We start from the raw sequence: 15285 nt of genomic DNA, 5'->3' as shown, positions 1-15285 counted from the left end.
GATTATGCTCCTATTATTTCAGAATTACAATGTTTTTATAGTTGATAAAACTATCAATTGATAGGAGTAGTCTATGATAATAAAGACACTTTTCAGCCAAGATTAAGCAAATCTTAAGTTGACTTAGGTATATTCCTACTTGGAGGAATAATTATCATGAAAAAGATGAAAATTAATAAAGCTGGATTGATCGTTCTGTCTTTTGCCCTGCTTTTTGCTGGTGGTTACTTCGGCTGGCGACTTAGCAGTAAGGAAAAGTCAACCACGAATTTGACGCCCAATAGCAGTACGGCCACACCTACGCAAATAACAGATGAGCCAATAGAACAAGGAACTGCCAACAAACAGAAAACCGAACAGCTACTTGTGTATCTAATAGAAGAAGAGAAGTTAGCGCAAGATATTTATACTAAGATGTACGAACTTTGGGGGGCAAAAGTTTTTGGCAATATTCTTCAGAGCGAGCAGACTCATCAATCAAAAGTACTTGCACTGCTAAATGCTCGCGGGATTGCCGACCCAAGATCAACCGAAATTGGTGTGTTTAAGAACGCCGAGTTGCAAAAACTATACGATGACTTACTTGCACAAGGTAAACAAAGTGCTACAGATGCATACAAAGTTGGTGTCGCCGTCGAGGAAAAAGATATTGCTGACATTACCAATCAATTAGCCAACGCAACTGATCAAGATGTAATATCAACTCTCGACAGCCTACGTGCCGGCTCAGAAAACCACCTTCGGGCCTTCAACCGACAACTTTAATTAGCCTACTCCAAAAAACTTGGGATACTACGAATAAAATGGCAGGTGTAGCCTCCGGGGTTGGATTGCAGATAGTCTTGATGGTAGCCCTCGGCGGGCCAAAATTTAGTGAATTTTTCTAGAGTTGTCACCACAGGTCTACCCCAATCGCCACGCTTATTTACTATTTCAATAAACCGCTCGGCCCGCTGTTTTTCGTCTTCATCTTGATAAAAAATGGCCGAGCGATACGACTCGCCAAGGTCATTACCTTGACGATTTTTGGTTGTTGGGTCGTGGATACGAAAGAAAAAGTCGAGCAAATGCTCGAGATCGGTTTTGGTTTCATCGTAAGTGATTGCTAGCGCCTCGGCATGCCCAGGGTGAAAATTGTAAGTTGGATTTTGGTTGTGCCCACCAGTGTAACCGGCTTCAGTATCGACCACACCAGGTTGCGTACGAAATAACTCCTCCAACCCCCAAGAGCACCCACCGGATAAGTATGTTTTTTTCATGATTTACCCATTTTCATATAGTATGTTCTCTGCTGTGGTGTAAGTTTCTCGATTGCATACCTAAGGCAGGTGCGGGGCATTTCGTGAGCGTGACGATCGAGAAAGTCAGTTAACAAACTCTCATCGACGTATTTACCAACTTCGCGCAGCATCCAGCCGACCGCCTTTTGCAGTAGATCATGTTTTTCGGGCCACAGTATTTCGGCTAGTTCGATGGTTGGCCCAACTTGTTTTTTACGCACCCAGGCAAAACAACTGATTATCGCTACTCGTTTGTGCCAGAGTTTGTCACTCCGGGCAAGCTCAAACAAAATTTGTGCGCCATGCTCTTTAGCGTAGGCTCCAACGATGTGCTCGCAGCTTGTGTCGACAATATCCCAGTTGTTTATCTGGTTTTGGTCTAGGGCCGAAAGGTACAGGTCGAATAATTGTTGTTTGAGTGTAGGGTCAGCTTTTTTGTACTGACCAGACATAATGATTGTGGCGGCTAGGCGGTGTTCGTGAAACGGGCTGGCCAAAAGTTTTTTTAGTTCGTTAGCGGAGAGGTTTTTAAAGTCTTTGCAAACCTTTCTGGTTTGCGGCACGCGCACGCCAATAAAAACGTCGCCTTCGCCGTACTGGCCCGGGCCAGTTTTGAAAAACCAACCCAATTTCGCAGCGTCTATATCACTTGCACATTTCTTTAGCTCACTTTTTAGATCTTCTGCTGTCATTGAGCCTGTACCAACTGCGCCAATTTTCGTGCGGTAGTGACATTACGGATGGTCATACTCCGGTACTGCGGCGTACCGACGAGTTTAATGAGACAGCTTTTGGGCTGGGACTTGCGCGGTACATTTGAGATGAGCGCACCCGGAATGTAGTGAATTGTTTCAAACTCTGGACGGTAACCAATATTGTCTACTATGTCCGGTGAGTCTACTTCGGGGAATAAATACAGTACATCGCTTTTCTGTTCGGTATCATTCAGCCACTCGTCTGGATGGGCAACCCCCCCCCCCCCCCCAACCTTTATCATTTATTCCTCTTAGTAGCGCAACGTATTTCATAAATCATCTTTCCAGTTCCACCATTTTAACCGTCCCCCCCCCCCCCCCCCCCCCCCCCCCCCCCCCCCCCCCCACCCCCCCCCCCCCCCCCCCCCCTTTCGCCACGAAGGTCGATGATAGAAGCATAGCCAAGTGATTCGATATCCGACGCCAGTGAGGCACCGATACCGGGGATTTCCTCAAACACAGAACCTGTCATATATGTAGTATACTTGAATCATTAAGGAGGTGCTCTAAAGTGGAAAAATTTGTCGATTTTGCGAGCGGGAAAACAGGTCGTACGATTAGGCTTGTTGTTGGGGCTTTTGTAGAGTGTTTGGCGGTTGTAGTTCTAAAGGGGAATTGGGCGTGGGTACTTGGGGTGGTAGGTGTTTTATTAATGCTTTCGGGTGTCATGAAAGTATGTATTCTAAATAAACTTGTTGGTCGTAAGATCAATGCTTGCCCCAATTAGGTATCGCTGATTACTAGTATTTGGCAATAACGATTTTTTTCTGGTTCATCATGATTTTGAAAGCGTCGGGCTTTTTCATGAGTTCGCTTATGTCGGCCGGAACAATTTGCCAGCTTAGGCCGTACTTGTCTTTGCACCAACCGCATTGTTCGTTTTCGGGGTGTGCCGATAGCTTTGACCAATAATAATCTATTTCGGCTTGGTCTTTGCAGGCGACTGCGAACGAGACTGACTCATTAAATGAAAATTCGGGCCCGGCATTAATTGCTACAAAGTCGTGACCATCTAATGAGAAGTCGATTGTTAAATCTTTACCAGCTAGATCAAGCTGAAAGTCGGCTAAACCGTCTTCTTGGCTGTTTGGGTATGTGCTGCCGCCAGTAATTTTGCTATTAGGAAAGACCGAGGTGTAATATTCGACCGCCTCGCGCGCATTGCCGTTAAACCATAGATTAGCAGTTATTTTTTGCACTACATTCCTTCTGGGGCTGGCTGAAGCACCCCGACAAGATTCATCTCGGTGTCCCGAATGTATGCTAACTTGCCGACAGTCGGCACGTCCATGATATCCATATCGATTCGTCCGCCGTGCTGTTTTACTAGTTCTAGGCTAGAGGCGATATCGTCAATCGTTACCATACAAACATATGCATTTGGGCTAGCTTTGTCGTCAGAAGGTGCCGGCCCAGATCTTTTCATCATTCCACCGTTGATGCCTAGCTTTGCTTGGCCTTCGGTAACTTCTCCTCCAGGATAAACTACCACGTAGTCGTTAAAGTCTGCGCCCATATCTTGATAGGCCCAGCCAAAGACGTTTTTGTAAAAATTCTTTGCCCTATCGAGGTCGTCTACATATACCTCAAAATGAGTAATGACACTTGCCATATTAATCTACCTCCACTATCTTATGATTGCATTAATTACCCAGGCAGCGACCATCAGTCGGACTAAGATTTCGCCACTACTGATGACTATTTTGTGCCAAACATATCCCTCGGGACTTCCGCCAAAAATCATGTTGCCGGCAGTGGTTGGCAATGCAAAACCAAGCCAGGTCATAAATACAATTTTGTATGGTGATACTGTTGGCATCTGGATTAGCATGCCGGTAAGTACAGTTGATGAAATTACAGTAAATACTAACTGGGCTCCGTACCAAGGACCCATCTTGGCTTGCATTTCTTGTTGCTCTTTTTTACTGAGTTTGTCAAAGCCGTGAATTTTGCCCCAAATTTTGGCAAATGGCAACATGTACCAAAATGCCCCGACAGCGAACATCACTGCAGTCGCCGCCAACACCGCTACCCAATTAATTTCCATTAGACTTACCCTCCTATTATTGCTTGTACCCTAAATTGTACTACCTTTTTAATAAGATCGACAGGCAAAGGTTGGTCGTGCGGGAATTGTACCGAGCCTTTGCCCTGTTTGTATTTACTAAACTCTTTCGTGAATTCTTCGTGGCCGTTCGGTGTGGCATAAATACCAATGTGATTCTGGTAGCCAGCAAAATATATGAGCGGTTTTTTATTGAGCTTATACACTGGCATTCCGTAACTAATTGATTCGATAGCGTCGGGTGCGTGATCAATAATAATTGAGCGAATGGCGTTTAAACGAGATTGGGTGTCTCTTGGGAACATTGCGATATATTGGCTTACAACATCGACCTTAGACATTGGCACCTAATCCCGGATGTTGAGCAGCAAGCTGCAAAACTTTTTTTAGCTCGTCTAAATTAATGTCCTCCAGCTTTTTAAAGCGGATACAGCTTTTGCCGACGCTTACCTTGCCTAGGTTGTTCCTATATTTTTCGGCTATGTACTCACCATCCAGAACCGAGCAAACATAGATACTGATGTAGTGTTTCTGGTTGGCCAAGGCGATTAGTGGCCACGATATAAGTTCTTTTTTGTAATTGCGGTAAGGGAAGTTGCCGTAGCCAATCATGTTAGTAGCAAAATAGGCCTTTAGTTCGGGTACAGCTTTTTGAATAAAAGTGTGCAGGGTATTGATTATTTCCTTTCGTTCATCAGGGACTGCATCTAGGTACTCTTCTACAGTTTTTGCGCTCGTTGACTTGAACATGTTCATAGCTTTACCCTTCTTTCTGGTCTTACCATTTTTTAGATTTAGCATCCCATACGATTTGGGAACTACCGATTGTATATCAATTATATATCTGGAAGCAAATAATAATAAACGCCTTGCCCACTAGCATCCAGAGGAGTAACATTAAATTACTAAGCGGAGGAGCTATTTAGATGAACAAAAAACTAATAATCGGCGCTGTGGCAGCCATTCTGGTCGGAGCGGGAGTCTATGTGGCTACTAGAGATAGCGGCAAAACTACTTCTAATTCAGGAACAACCGAGCAAGCAAGCACTAATACTGTAAACCAGCCTGCTGCTCAATCTCAATCAATCGACACTTTAAGGGCAAGTGGTAAGCCCCAAAAATGCAACTTTAGTTACACGGGTGCAGGCGGCAAAGCTGACGCCGTTATGTACACAGACGGTCAGGGCAAAAGTCGCATAGATATGACTAGTCTTACCGACCAAAACAACAGCGGAAATCTAACTCAGATTATAAGAGATGGCAAATCTTACTCTATTGTTGAATCCAACGGCAAAAAGCTGGCCTTTACCTTTGATTTAGAGAAACTCAAACAACAAACAAACAGTAGCACAACAACTACGAGTTCATCCAACCAGGGTATTCCGACAGACTCCAATTTTGAAATGTCCTGCACTAGCTGGAGCGTCGAGTCTGCCCTTTTCGAAGTGCCAGGTGATGCAACAATGATGAGCTTATAGGGTACTCCAAAACTGCCTCAGGCTATTGAAGTGGACAGCTTCAAATGTAACTAGAGAATGGTGGCTATTGTACTATTCTGACACTTAACATCTTTAAAAAGGAGCATTATGGCTAGCCAGAGCAATGCAAGAAAGAAATACCGTAATAAACGAACCAGATTTGTAATAGCATTTGTGCTGGGATTAGGATCAACAATAATTTTCAGTTATTTTGTACAAACCAAGCTAGCGCTCATCTTGGGCTGGGACGCCGTAGCCCTCAGTCTTGTTTCTATGATTTGGTATGACTTTTCTGGTCATGACGGAGAATCGACAGAGCAAATCGCACATCAAGATGACATGTCTAAAACTTTTTTGGATAGCGTGCTTACAGTTGGTGCATTAGCTAGTGTAGCAGCCGTAGCGTACCTACTGACAAGTGGCGATAAGTCACTAACAAACGTTGGCATTGGGCTCGCGAGCATAATCATTACTTGGGCGTGCGTGCATAGCATTTACACACTTCGTTACGCTGTCGCTTATTATAAGGGTACAAACGGCGGCATAGATTTTGGATCTAACCATTCACCAAATTTCATGGATTTTGCCTATGTTGCATTTACAATTGGCATGACATACCAGGTGTCTGACACGGCTTTTACTACTACTAAGTTTAGAAAACTCGCAATCAAGCACGCCCTGCTTTCATTCTTGTTCGGAACTGCGATCATCGCAACCACAATAAATTTCGTGGCGAGTCTCAGCAGCTGATAATGCGCAAATTTAAGCTTTTTTTAAGTAACTAGACGGACAATAATCTTATGAAAATACTAGTAATAGAAGACGAACACCGGATTGCCAATGCCTTAAAAGAAGGCTTAGAGCAAGAGTCTTACGCTGTTGATGTAGCATACGATGGTGAGCAAGGGTACTTAAGCGCAAGCGCTGATAACTACGACATAATTTTGCTCGACGTCATGTTACCAATCATGGATGGCTACACTGTCTGCAAGAAGTTACGCGCCGAGGGAAACCATACGCCTGTACTAATGCTTACAGCCCGTGACCAGGTTGGGGATATTGTACACGGGCTCGATAACGGTGCGGACGATTACCTGCCCAAGCCATTCTCGTTTGATGTTCTTTTGGCCAGAATTCGTGCTCTAATGCGCCGTCCAAACGATTCAATTGGTGAAGTATTTAAAGTTGCCGATCTCAAACTCGACCCGAATGCGAGACGGGTGGAGCGAGCTGGCAAAGAAATAAGATTGTCTTCAAAAGAGTATGCAATTTTGGAATATTTGATGAGAAACAACAACAAAGTTCTTAGTAAAGACCAGATCATTGCCCACGTTTGGGATTTTGATTCAGATATCTTGCCGAACAATGTTGAGGTGTTTATTAACTACCTAAGAAGAAAGATTGATAAGCCGTTCAAAAAACAACTTCTTCACACTATACGAGGTTTTGGCTACCGTCTCTCAGAATAAAAGTTATAATTATTAACAATGAAAAAACTTATTTCCGATTCAAAAACCAAGTTAGCGGCAACATATCTCGGGATAATCATGGCAATGTGCATAGGATTCAGTGGAGTGATTTATCGTACTTCTGTGAACGAACTAAATCGTCCAGTTGCAGGTGATAGACTAGAGTTTTTGAGGGACCAGACTGGTGATGTAATTGAAATCACTCGTCCTGGACCAAGTCGTAGAAGTCTGTTTAACGACTTCCAGAAGCAACGAAGCCAAGAAGCTAGAACGGCCTTGGTAGGGAAACTTATTTTGATAAACATCAGCGCGCTCATATTGGGGGCTTGGTTTAGTTATTACCTCGCCAAAAGAACGCTTGCGCCAATTCACGCTGCTATAGATGCCCAAACTCGTTTTGTCAGTGATGCTAGCCACGAACTTAGAACCCCCCTAACCGCACTACAGACTACTAACGAAGTTGTGCTGAGAAGAAAAACAATAACCGAGGAAGTAGCACGCGAGATTCTAGCAGAGAACGTCAAAGAGGTTGAGAAACTAAGACGCTTAACGGACTCATTACTAGGAATAGCCAAAAACGATCATGCTGACTTGTCGCTTTCTAAAGTAAAGTTACTGGGGTCAATAAACTCTGCAACTGATTCTCTTAGAGTTTACGCCGAAACTAAAAAGATCACTATCGACAACAATGCTAAAGACCATACTGTAGAAGCCAACCCACAATCACTTACTCAGATAATTTCAATTCTTCTTGATAACGCCATAAAATACTCCCCAGAAAAATCAGTTATCAAGATTTCAACAGCAAGAAAACAGTCTAAAGTTTTGCTCAGTATTACTGACCCCGGTATTGGAATAGAAGCCAAAGATATACCGCATATTTTTGATCGTTTTTATAGAGCAGACCAATCAAGAAACAAAGCTCAATCTAGCGGTTTTGGTCTTGGACTATCGATTGCAAAAGATTTAAGTGATCGACAAAACTCTGAAATTAGCGTAACCAGCAAAGTGGGAAAAGGATCAACGTTCACTCTAATACTGAAGTCTGCCTAAGATGTTGATAACCAGCTTCATAGTTTTCTTTATAATACAGTTATGGGCAGCCGCAACCAAATAATTTCGTATCTGCAGTCGCAAGGTTTATATCTTCGCGAGACTCAGGTTCTGCCATCATTTTTTGATCCGTTGAATCAAATAAATGGACGTCAAATAAAATGGTCAAAGATGGCCAAACAAACTAACGTGGCCATAGAATTAAAAGAATTGCAGGCTGAGGGTATGAGCCTCGCAAGCATGGCCGCCGTGCACCAACTACAGCTGAAAGACGAGCAACGTTTACTTGATGTTTGCGCTGCTCCTGGTATGAAGTCACTTTATGCTAGCAGTTTGCAAGAGCTGGATCTACACTCTAACGACTTATCCTTTGAGAGAATTAAACGTATGGAAAGACTATTCCTTAAGCATGGCGTAAAATCGACTGTCTCAAAACACGATGCGAGCAAGATCTATGATCAATACCCTCCAGAAAGTTTTGACCGGATTCTAATAGACGCACCTTGTTCTGGCGAAGGTTTAGCCCTGACTGGCAACGACAAACAAACAACTGCCTGGTCTAGCGCAAAGGTTAAACGACTGCAGCAGCTTCAGATCAAAATCCTAAAAGCAGCCTGGAAACTTCTCAAGCCGGGAGGCCGTTTGGTTTACGCCACCTGCACGCTAAACAAAAACGAGAACGAACGAGTCATACACAAAGCGCTTCACGTTGATGTTGATGTTATACAATCTGCTTTGAGTCTAGACAAGCTACCGAAGCTTGCATGCGCAGAGGCCTGGAGAATTGAACCTAGCCAAAATTCTATAGGATTTTTTATTGCCGTACTCGAAAAGCCTATCGGCTTTCAAGACTAAACTATTTAATGTCTGCTACAGCGCTAGCTACGCCGTTCTCAGTGTAAACCAGTTGATACGATCTATCTTGGGGCGCGGTGAAATATATTGTTCCTGATGATACAGCTCCCCGCTCTAAAGGCCCGCCGCCGTAAAAGGTTTTTCCGCTCGGCGCGACGATCGAGAAAGTCTGCTTCGACGCGCTATCGACTAAATTCAATTGCAAGCCAGGCGAGAACTCTACTCTATCACTACTTTGGTTTTTAACTTCCACAGTAACGGCAAGCAAATCATTCTCACGGTTTGCGATGGTGGCTATAACATTTAATTTGTTGCTAGGCGAACTAGTTTGCTGTCCGAGCACAGCAGTTGTTTGATTGTTTTCTACAGTAAGCTGACTGTTTTTGGGCTTAGGACGCAAAAAAACATTGCCGACAAAAACTAGCACGGCAACAACGCCAAAAAGGCTACTTACATAAAAGGTTTTTACTACTCTACTGGCTCGATTATTCATTAGTCTACCACCATATCACTACTATATATACCTGGTATTATAACAGATTTTAGATTTTTATCAATAGTTTTATACTCAAACTTGTAAACTTTTCTGCTTTGATTATTTTGGAAGTTGGGCAAGATAAACCCTAGTTCCCCTGACATTTCCTCGCCTGTCTGTAGCGGTCCGCCTACACCGCCTATGCACGACGGGACAAAATCAATTGTATAGCTTTGGTTATCGTCACCAACTAGTCGTATCTCTTCAATGGGAATAAACTTCTTTTCGCTGCCACTAACATTTTTTATCTTTACCGGAAGGCATATTGGCTGTTCGTCAGCAGTTAGCTCGAAATAATTTTGGATAGAACCAGCTTTCTTCATGTCGCTTACTGTAATTTCAAAAACACCATTACTGTTAGTTTGGCCGATAGCCGAGGTGATAACACTGCTACTTTCAGCATCGTCTTTGTAGATACGGGCCAAGCGCCTAGAAAAGACTACAAAAAGTATAGCGACTGAAATGGTTATAATCACCATCAGACTTGCTAGGTGCCAGTTCTTGGACTTCAAAACAATAGTTTTGCTAGGGTTTTTCATTGTTTCTTACTGATAACCCGCATAATAGAAACTACTAAGCCATGATGAGAAGTTCTGACCGCCGATTGTGGCGCTACCCGAATGATCACCAGCGTATCCGCGCAGCGTACCAATGCTTATCACCTTGCCACAAGTTCGGGTAGAACTAGCAGCGTTCTTACCAGTTTCGCTTTGATGTGAACTATTAAAACCGGACGTTATGACATACGTTTTGTTATAGCCAGCGCCCGTCACACCCACCCAGCAGTTGCCATTAGTATTGTGTGAGGCTATATCAGCCGCTGTACAAACCCCGCCTGCTTTACACTGACTTACAGGAGCGTTTACGCTAACGCTAACTATTTTAGTACCACTACTTCCGGCGGTGTTAGTACAAGTCAAAGAGTAACTGGTAGTGCTAGCAGGTGTAACCGACTGACTACCGCTAGTTGCCTTCGTCCCGCTCCACCCGCCGCTGGCAATACAAGTAACTAGTTGCGTTGCGTTTGAGTTAACCGACCAAGACAAAACTGAGCTTGCACCAGCAGTTATACTGGTCGGCGATGCGGCCAACGTCAAAGTCGGCGCAACCGCACTCGCGTTGGTTGTCGAAGTGGTGCTGTCAGTTGTACTGGTATTTGGGGTAGCCGTTGGAGACTGCCCAAGAGTAGTTGCCGCAGCAGAACCCGCCGACGCTTGCTGTGTGACGTCTGAGCTCTTGGTCTCGATGGCCTGACTATCGGCTGCTGAGCTGTCGGTTGTTCGAGCAACATTCTTATCACCACTAAGTTTAAGCAAAACTTTTTCTGGCAGTAGCAGCCCGGTGAGTAAAATAACCAGCATCATACCAAGCGTCAGAATCAGACAAAAAGTAACTATCTTCTTTAGCCTCATTGCATTGAAAACTCCTCAGTGTGGATTCGGTGATTACTAACTCCCATGCTGTTTAACTGGCCGCGCAGAGATTTCATCATCGGTGGCGGCCCACAAATAAAGACTTCCTTACCTTCCAGCCCGCCTACCATATCCGAAACTTTCTGGGCCGTTAAAAAGCCTTCTTGTTCGTCGCCTGCATAGGCAAAATAACGAAAGCCCTTAAACTTGCTTGGTAGCAGCTCGGCCAAAGCTTTCTGGTCGAGAAGCTCGCTACGACTTACAACCGAGTAAATCATGTCAACATTGGGGCTATCTTGGTTATAGCTGCGAGCCATACTCAGAAATGGTGTTACTCCAATACCGCCGGCAATCCAAATTTGGGGCCGATCGCCAAAATTTGTGTAACTAAACTTTCCGTATGCGCCTTCCAGCTCAGCTACAGTCCCGACTTTTAGATGCTTAAGGCCGCTGGTGTAGTCGCCAAGGTTTTTTACATACAACGCCAGTTTGCCGCTTTCGTGAGGTGCACTAGCAATCGAAAAAGGGTGCGCTTCGCGAGTCACGCCCTCGGCGCCACTCCATAAAAATCTAATGAAGACAAACTGACCCGGCTTAAAATCCAGGGCTTTCTCCATCGGCTCAAGCACCAGCCCTGTTACTTTGCCGGCAAATTCTTGAATATCACTTACTTTATACGGATACCGCCTGACAAATATGTTGTTCATAACGGTGCGGTAGACAAAAGCCGACAGACCAATCACCACCCACAAGAGTAAGTAGTAACGTAAAAACGCATCGCGTGAAACTTCAGAATTTATCATTATTGTATGCAGACCAGCAAACATGAAGGCGACACCCAAAAACTTATGTGTTGCTAACCATATTCGATAAGGAAGTTTGACAAAAAAAGTCAGCACCAAAAGAGCAACCATACCAACAAAAGCAAAGATGCCGGCGTTGATAGAGGCAGCCGTCTGAAAGTCAGAAAAAGTTGTGTCAGTTGGCATTGCTCTCGGCAAAAGATACCGAGCAGCGTCCCGTAGTGTCGTCAGTACGTGAACATCGACTAGCCTAAGCGCGATAAAAAGCGGATGAAAACAAAGCAGTATCAGAGCTATGCCGCCAGTTAGATGATGGGCAATATAAACTCTGTTGAGACCACCGAAAAAGTTTTCCATCCAGCGCGTACGCGCGGCGAGAAGTAAGTTAATTGCATAAAGTACTAGGCCGACTAAGCCCGTCAAGCGGCCAAAAGCCAAAAGAAAAGAGCTAGCACTACCAAAAACGCTGCTGAGTTGGTTTATTGACAGCCAGCGCAGAATCACGACAGACACAGCTAGCCAGATAAATATCCAGCCACCAAAACGCTGCAACCAAAGCTTATAGTCTTTTTCTGTCATATTTTATAGATCTAATGCTTATTATAAGACATCAATAGGACCAATTAACACCACTCAAGCTTCGCGCGAGCTGTGATCATGCTCAAAATCTTTGCGCAATTTATCTTTGTCAAAGACTTTAAATGCCGAGAATATATTTATTTCATAGCTGTTGACTGGAAGATCACTATTTTGATTGGTTTTAGATTTATAATTTTTTCTAAGTCTTAAAAATGATAGCGTGTAAGCGGCGTTCAGCAAAAGTATAAATATCAGCAAACCATAAACAATAGTTCGCTGCTGATTCGCCTTGATACCCTCGCTCATAATCTGCAAAGCTAAACTGTTGCTATTGATAAGTAGGATAAAAAAGACGATGGCAGCAATGCCAACGATTGTTAGTAGAACAGTAAAATTTATCCTAACCAGATAGCGTATTAACAGGCTATACGTCAACTCTGTCTTGGTTTTCTTGAGGCTTTTTTTCATTTCTTATCTCACCCACCGCTTGTATGTTATAAATTATACTCCTACAGAAAAACTTAGTTATCTCTAGGAAGTCGAGGGATAAAAGAGCGCATCGCATCTTCTAGGCCTACCGCCTTCAGCGCGCCTACCAGCACATAAAGTTCATCACGCAACTCATCTGTCGGTGTCTTCTCATATTGATCAAACTTTGAGTTAATAGTACTTACTAGCCATTTTTCCTGAGCGGCTGTAGGGCCATCAAGCTCTTCCACTTTTACCACAGCTTTGGTCAGCTCCAAACTCCGGGCCGAACGTCCACGTTTAACTAAATGACCACGGTCAATCAAATTACGGATGTGCAGTGCCGCCGTCGCGACAGAGTTATAGTTACAACCCTTCATTACTTCCCTATAACTTGGGCTGTAGCCGTGTTCGGCGATAAAAGCAGCAATAAACTCTAGCAGTTGCTGCTGACGCATCGTTGGTCGAACTGTCGATAGCGGCTGGTCCTCTTCCATGTTTATTTTCTACCTTTGCTGGCATGCGTTAGGCGAACATGTTTGGAACGATGTAGTGCTGGCGAGTGTGGTTTGCGGGGTCGCGGCGGTTGTTTCTTTTTGCCGAAGACCCAGAGCTTGTACCACAACCAGTTCCAGACAGTAAAAAAACCACTAGAGATAAATTGGCCGATGTAAGGACTAATACCGATAGCTCTTAGACCACCGACTATACCTTGATCTAGCACAAAGTTCACCACCATCAACGAGTAATAGCGCTTAGCCGAGTCACCAAGCTGCTGGCCAGCGCGCTTGGTTTTGAAAACCCAGTAGCGCTGTAGCAAAAAGTTGACACTGGCACCGATTATATAGCTACTGATTTTGGTTGGCCAAAATGGTACATGAAATACCTTGTCTAGGACCGCGAATGCGCCATAACCAACCCAAAACCAAGCACCACCGCTGACCATATACTCTGTAAATTGAACCAACAGTTTACGATTCTTCTTAGTATTGAGTTTTTTTGTGCTCATGCTTAACTTCAAGCATACACCCTTTTAGTAATCTGTAACAGTGGTAATAATGTTACAATGTAGCTACAAATGAAAAATAGTTCTAATCTCCTTTACGCATTTGTACTTTTGATTGGGGACTTTGTGGCGCTGCTGGCAGCCTTTGTGATGGCCTACCTAATCCGCGTTAAGCTAGATATCCGACCTAGACCATTTCAGATTGATGGTACAACATACTTACTAGTTTTTGCCGTACTGCTAGTTTTTTGGTTGCTGATATTTGCCCTGCTTGGTCTTTACCAGTCCCGAGTCTACGAAAATAGATTCAGCGAAGCGGTGCGAATTTTGGCAGGCTCTTTTGTTGGTATTTTGTTTCTCATAGGCGCTGAGTATGCGCTTAATCGCCCAATCTTCCCCGCCCGGCTGGTGCCAGTTTACGGCTTCGGCATTAGTTTTTTGTTAGTACTGCTATTTAGAACAATAGCTAGAGCCGTACGGCGCAGCCTGTTTTCGATTGGTATAGGCCGAAACCACATATTACTGGTTGGTTCCACGCCTGTTACAGAAGAATTATGCCAGCTTCTGGCCAATGTTGACTCTGGTTTTAAGGTTGTTGGAGTAGTTGGAGATCGACGCTTTAACTACACTGGGATTGAGGAAGGAAGTGTATATAAAGATTTTGATGAGGCAGTAACTGCGCTCCAAACCAGCCAGCTGCATAGTATCGTCCAAACTGAACTTTATAGCGACCAAAGCATCAATGATTACGTGCTTGATTACGCCCAAACGCACCACAAGGCCTACCGCTTTGTGCCGGGCAACTCTGGTATGTTCCTTGGCAATATCGATGTCGATCTATTCCAAAACATCCCGGTCATTGCCGTACACCAGACCGCACTACTTGGCTGGGGTAGAGTCGCCAAAAGGCTCTTCGACATTTTAATATCGCTATTCTGTATCATTGTGTTCTCGCCGATCATGTTGCTAATTTATCTATGTCTTATGGTGTCTGGCGGCGCGCCGATTTATCGACGTAAGCGCTTAACTCGTTTTAGTGAGCACTTTACTATTTACAAATTTCGCTCGCTTAAGAAGAAGTACAGCGGTTTAGACCCAGAAGCTGGTTTTGCCAAAATGGGCAAGCCGGAGCTAGCAAAAGAATTCCGCGATAATGGCGATTTTCTAAAGAATGACCCACGCATTTCGTTGTTTGGGAGGATAATTCGCAAAACCAGCCTAGACGAACTACCGCAACTATTCAATATTCTAAGGGGCGACATTAGTTTCGTTGGCCCCAGAGCATTGATCGAGGAAGAGCTTAATAAATCCGAACTGAAACACCAAATTCTTAGTGTAAAATCCGGCCTTACTGGACTAGCCCAAATTTCGGGCCGCAAGAATTTGCCGTTCGAAGAACGCCGCAAACTTGACCACTATTATGTCCAAAACTGGAGCTTCTGGCTCGACATCGTAATTGTCCTAAAGACAGCCGTCCAGGTTTTCTTGCGGCTATTCAAAGGCAGCAGCGACTAATGTGTAGTAGAT

The 15285-nt window shown here is 44.2% G+C and carries 23 protein-coding genes; 8 read left to right on the top strand and 15 right to left on the bottom strand.

Going from position 1 to position 15285, the window contains the following annotated elements; genetic code table 11:
* Positions 1-156 precede the first annotated feature (156 nt).
* On the top strand, positions 157-765 hold the full coding sequence (locus IPO96_02235) for a DUF2202 domain-containing protein (GenBank protein QQS65351.1): 609 nt from the start codon (positions 157-159) through the stop codon (positions 763-765).
* 5 nt (positions 766-770) lie between these two features.
* Here the strand turns inward: IPO96_02235 and msrA are convergent, their stop codons facing one another.
* The 3 genes from msrA to IPO96_02220 are packed head-to-tail and all read right to left on the bottom strand — an operon-like array spanning position 771 to position 2277.
* Positions 771-1259: a peptide-methionine (S)-S-oxide reductase MsrA gene (gene msrA, locus IPO96_02230; GenBank protein ID QQS65350.1), complete on the bottom strand. Its 489-nt coding sequence runs from the start codon at positions 1257-1259 to the stop codon at positions 771-773.
* Positions 1256-1972, bottom strand: a complete 717-nt coding sequence (locus IPO96_02225) for a DNA alkylation repair protein (GenBank protein QQS65349.1) — start codon at positions 1970-1972, stop codon at positions 1256-1258. The genes msrA and IPO96_02225 overlap by 4 nt, the downstream gene beginning before the upstream one ends.
* Positions 1969-2277, bottom strand: a complete 309-nt coding sequence (locus IPO96_02220) for a hypothetical protein (protein ID QQS65348.1) — start codon at positions 2275-2277, stop codon at positions 1969-1971. Before IPO96_02220 ends, IPO96_02225 begins: the two co-directional genes overlap by 4 nt.
* A 269-nt stretch (positions 2278-2546) precedes the next feature.
* On the opposite strand from IPO96_02220, the gene IPO96_02215 reads away from it, so the two are divergent.
* Positions 2547-2762: a DUF2892 domain-containing protein gene (locus tag IPO96_02215; protein QQS65347.1), complete on the top strand. Its 216-nt coding sequence runs from the start codon at positions 2547-2549 to the stop codon at positions 2760-2762.
* A gap of 13 nt (positions 2763-2775) precedes the next feature.
* On the opposite strand, the gene IPO96_02210 is transcribed toward IPO96_02215, so the two are convergent.
* The 5 genes from IPO96_02210 to IPO96_02190 are packed head-to-tail and all read right to left on the bottom strand — an operon-like array spanning position 2776 to position 4856.
* A complete protein-coding gene (locus IPO96_02210) occupies positions 2776-3234 on the bottom strand; it encodes a VOC family protein (GenBank protein QQS65346.1) in 459 nt (152 codons plus the stop codon).
* A complete protein-coding gene (locus IPO96_02205) occupies positions 3234-3647 on the bottom strand; it encodes a VOC family protein (GenBank protein ID QQS65345.1) in 414 nt (137 codons plus the stop codon). Before IPO96_02205 ends, IPO96_02210 begins: the two co-directional genes overlap by 1 nt.
* 15 nt (positions 3648-3662) lie before the next feature.
* The gene (locus IPO96_02200; GenBank protein QQS65344.1) at positions 3663-4082 is read right to left on the bottom strand and encodes a DUF1761 domain-containing protein; all 420 of its coding nucleotides are present in this window, start codon (positions 4080-4082) and stop codon (positions 3663-3665) included.
* A gap of 5 nt (positions 4083-4087) precedes the next feature.
* The gene (locus tag IPO96_02195) at positions 4088-4441 is read right to left on the bottom strand and encodes a DUF1801 domain-containing protein (GenBank protein ID QQS65343.1); all 354 of its coding nucleotides are present in this window, start codon (positions 4439-4441) and stop codon (positions 4088-4090) included.
* Positions 4434-4856: a DUF1801 domain-containing protein gene (locus IPO96_02190; protein ID QQS65342.1), complete on the bottom strand. Its 423-nt coding sequence runs from the start codon at positions 4854-4856 to the stop codon at positions 4434-4436. Before IPO96_02190 ends, IPO96_02195 begins: the two co-directional genes overlap by 8 nt.
* Positions 4857-5026: 170 nt before the next feature.
* On the opposite strand from IPO96_02190, the gene IPO96_02185 reads away from it, so the two are divergent.
* The 5 genes from IPO96_02185 to IPO96_02165 all read left to right on the top strand — a co-directional run bounded on the left by IPO96_02185 (position 5027) and on the right by IPO96_02165 (position 8955).
* Complete coding sequence (locus tag IPO96_02185) at positions 5027-5578, top strand: hypothetical protein (protein QQS65341.1); 552 nt, start codon at positions 5027-5029, stop codon at positions 5576-5578.
* Positions 5579-5686: 108 nt separating this feature from the next.
* On the top strand, positions 5687-6328 hold the full coding sequence (locus IPO96_02180) for a DUF1345 domain-containing protein (GenBank protein ID QQS65340.1): 642 nt from the start codon (positions 5687-5689) through the stop codon (positions 6326-6328).
* A 50-nt stretch (positions 6329-6378) separates the two neighbouring features.
* Positions 6379-7047, top strand: a complete 669-nt coding sequence (locus IPO96_02175) for a response regulator transcription factor (GenBank protein QQS65339.1) — start codon at positions 6379-6381, stop codon at positions 7045-7047.
* Between the two features lie 18 nt (positions 7048-7065).
* Entirely contained in the window at positions 7066-8100 is a 1035-nt protein-coding gene (locus IPO96_02170) for a HAMP domain-containing histidine kinase (GenBank protein QQS65338.1), read from the top strand.
* Positions 8101-8142: 42 nt separating this feature from the next.
* Positions 8143-8955: an RsmB/NOP family class I SAM-dependent RNA methyltransferase gene (locus IPO96_02165; GenBank protein QQS65337.1), complete on the top strand. Its 813-nt coding sequence runs from the start codon at positions 8143-8145 to the stop codon at positions 8953-8955.
* A 1-nt stretch (position 8956) separates the two neighbouring features.
* Here the strand turns inward: IPO96_02165 and IPO96_02160 are convergent, their stop codons facing one another.
* From IPO96_02160 to IPO96_02130, 7 genes are read right to left on the bottom strand one after another with little or no spacing between them, the layout of a single operon-like run.
* The gene (locus tag IPO96_02160; GenBank protein ID QQS65336.1) at positions 8957-9448 is read right to left on the bottom strand and encodes a DUF4352 domain-containing protein; all 492 of its coding nucleotides are present in this window, start codon (positions 9446-9448) and stop codon (positions 8957-8959) included.
* The gene (locus IPO96_02155) at positions 9448-10029 is read right to left on the bottom strand and encodes a DUF4352 domain-containing protein (GenBank protein QQS65335.1); all 582 of its coding nucleotides are present in this window, start codon (positions 10027-10029) and stop codon (positions 9448-9450) included. Before IPO96_02155 ends, IPO96_02160 begins: the two co-directional genes overlap by 1 nt.
* Before the next feature lie 6 nt (positions 10030-10035).
* Positions 10036-10902 carry a hypothetical protein gene (locus tag IPO96_02150; protein ID QQS65334.1) on the bottom strand — a complete coding sequence of 289 codons (867 nt, stop codon included), beginning with the start codon at positions 10900-10902 and terminating at the stop codon, positions 10036-10038.
* Positions 10899-12284: a ferredoxin reductase family protein gene (locus IPO96_02145; GenBank protein ID QQS65333.1), complete on the bottom strand. Its 1386-nt coding sequence runs from the start codon at positions 12282-12284 to the stop codon at positions 10899-10901. Before IPO96_02145 ends, IPO96_02150 begins: the two co-directional genes overlap by 4 nt.
* 54 nt (positions 12285-12338) lie before the next feature.
* The gene (locus IPO96_02140; GenBank protein ID QQS65332.1) at positions 12339-12752 is read right to left on the bottom strand and encodes a hypothetical protein; all 414 of its coding nucleotides are present in this window, start codon (positions 12750-12752) and stop codon (positions 12339-12341) included.
* A gap of 53 nt (positions 12753-12805) precedes the next feature.
* Entirely contained in the window at positions 12806-13249 is a 444-nt protein-coding gene (locus IPO96_02135) for a hypothetical protein (protein ID QQS65331.1), read from the bottom strand.
* 2 nt (positions 13250-13251) lie between these two features.
* Entirely contained in the window at positions 13252-13761 is a 510-nt protein-coding gene (locus IPO96_02130) for a GtrA family protein (GenBank protein ID QQS65330.1), read from the bottom strand.
* 69 nt (positions 13762-13830) lie between these two features.
* Between IPO96_02130 and IPO96_02125 the strand changes: the two genes are divergently transcribed.
* Positions 13831-15273 (top strand): sugar transferase, encoded by a 1443-nt coding sequence (locus IPO96_02125; GenBank protein QQS65329.1) that lies wholly within the window; start codon positions 13831-13833, stop codon positions 15271-15273.
* The last annotated feature ends 12 nt before the right edge of the window (positions 15274-15285 follow it).

Source organism: Candidatus Saccharibacteria bacterium (assembly GCA_016700315.1).
Classification (GTDB): Bacteria; Patescibacteriota; Saccharimonadia; order Saccharimonadales; family SZUA-47.
Note: the sequence above shows the minus strand (reverse complement) of the source record. Positions and strands in the feature narration are given on the sequence as shown.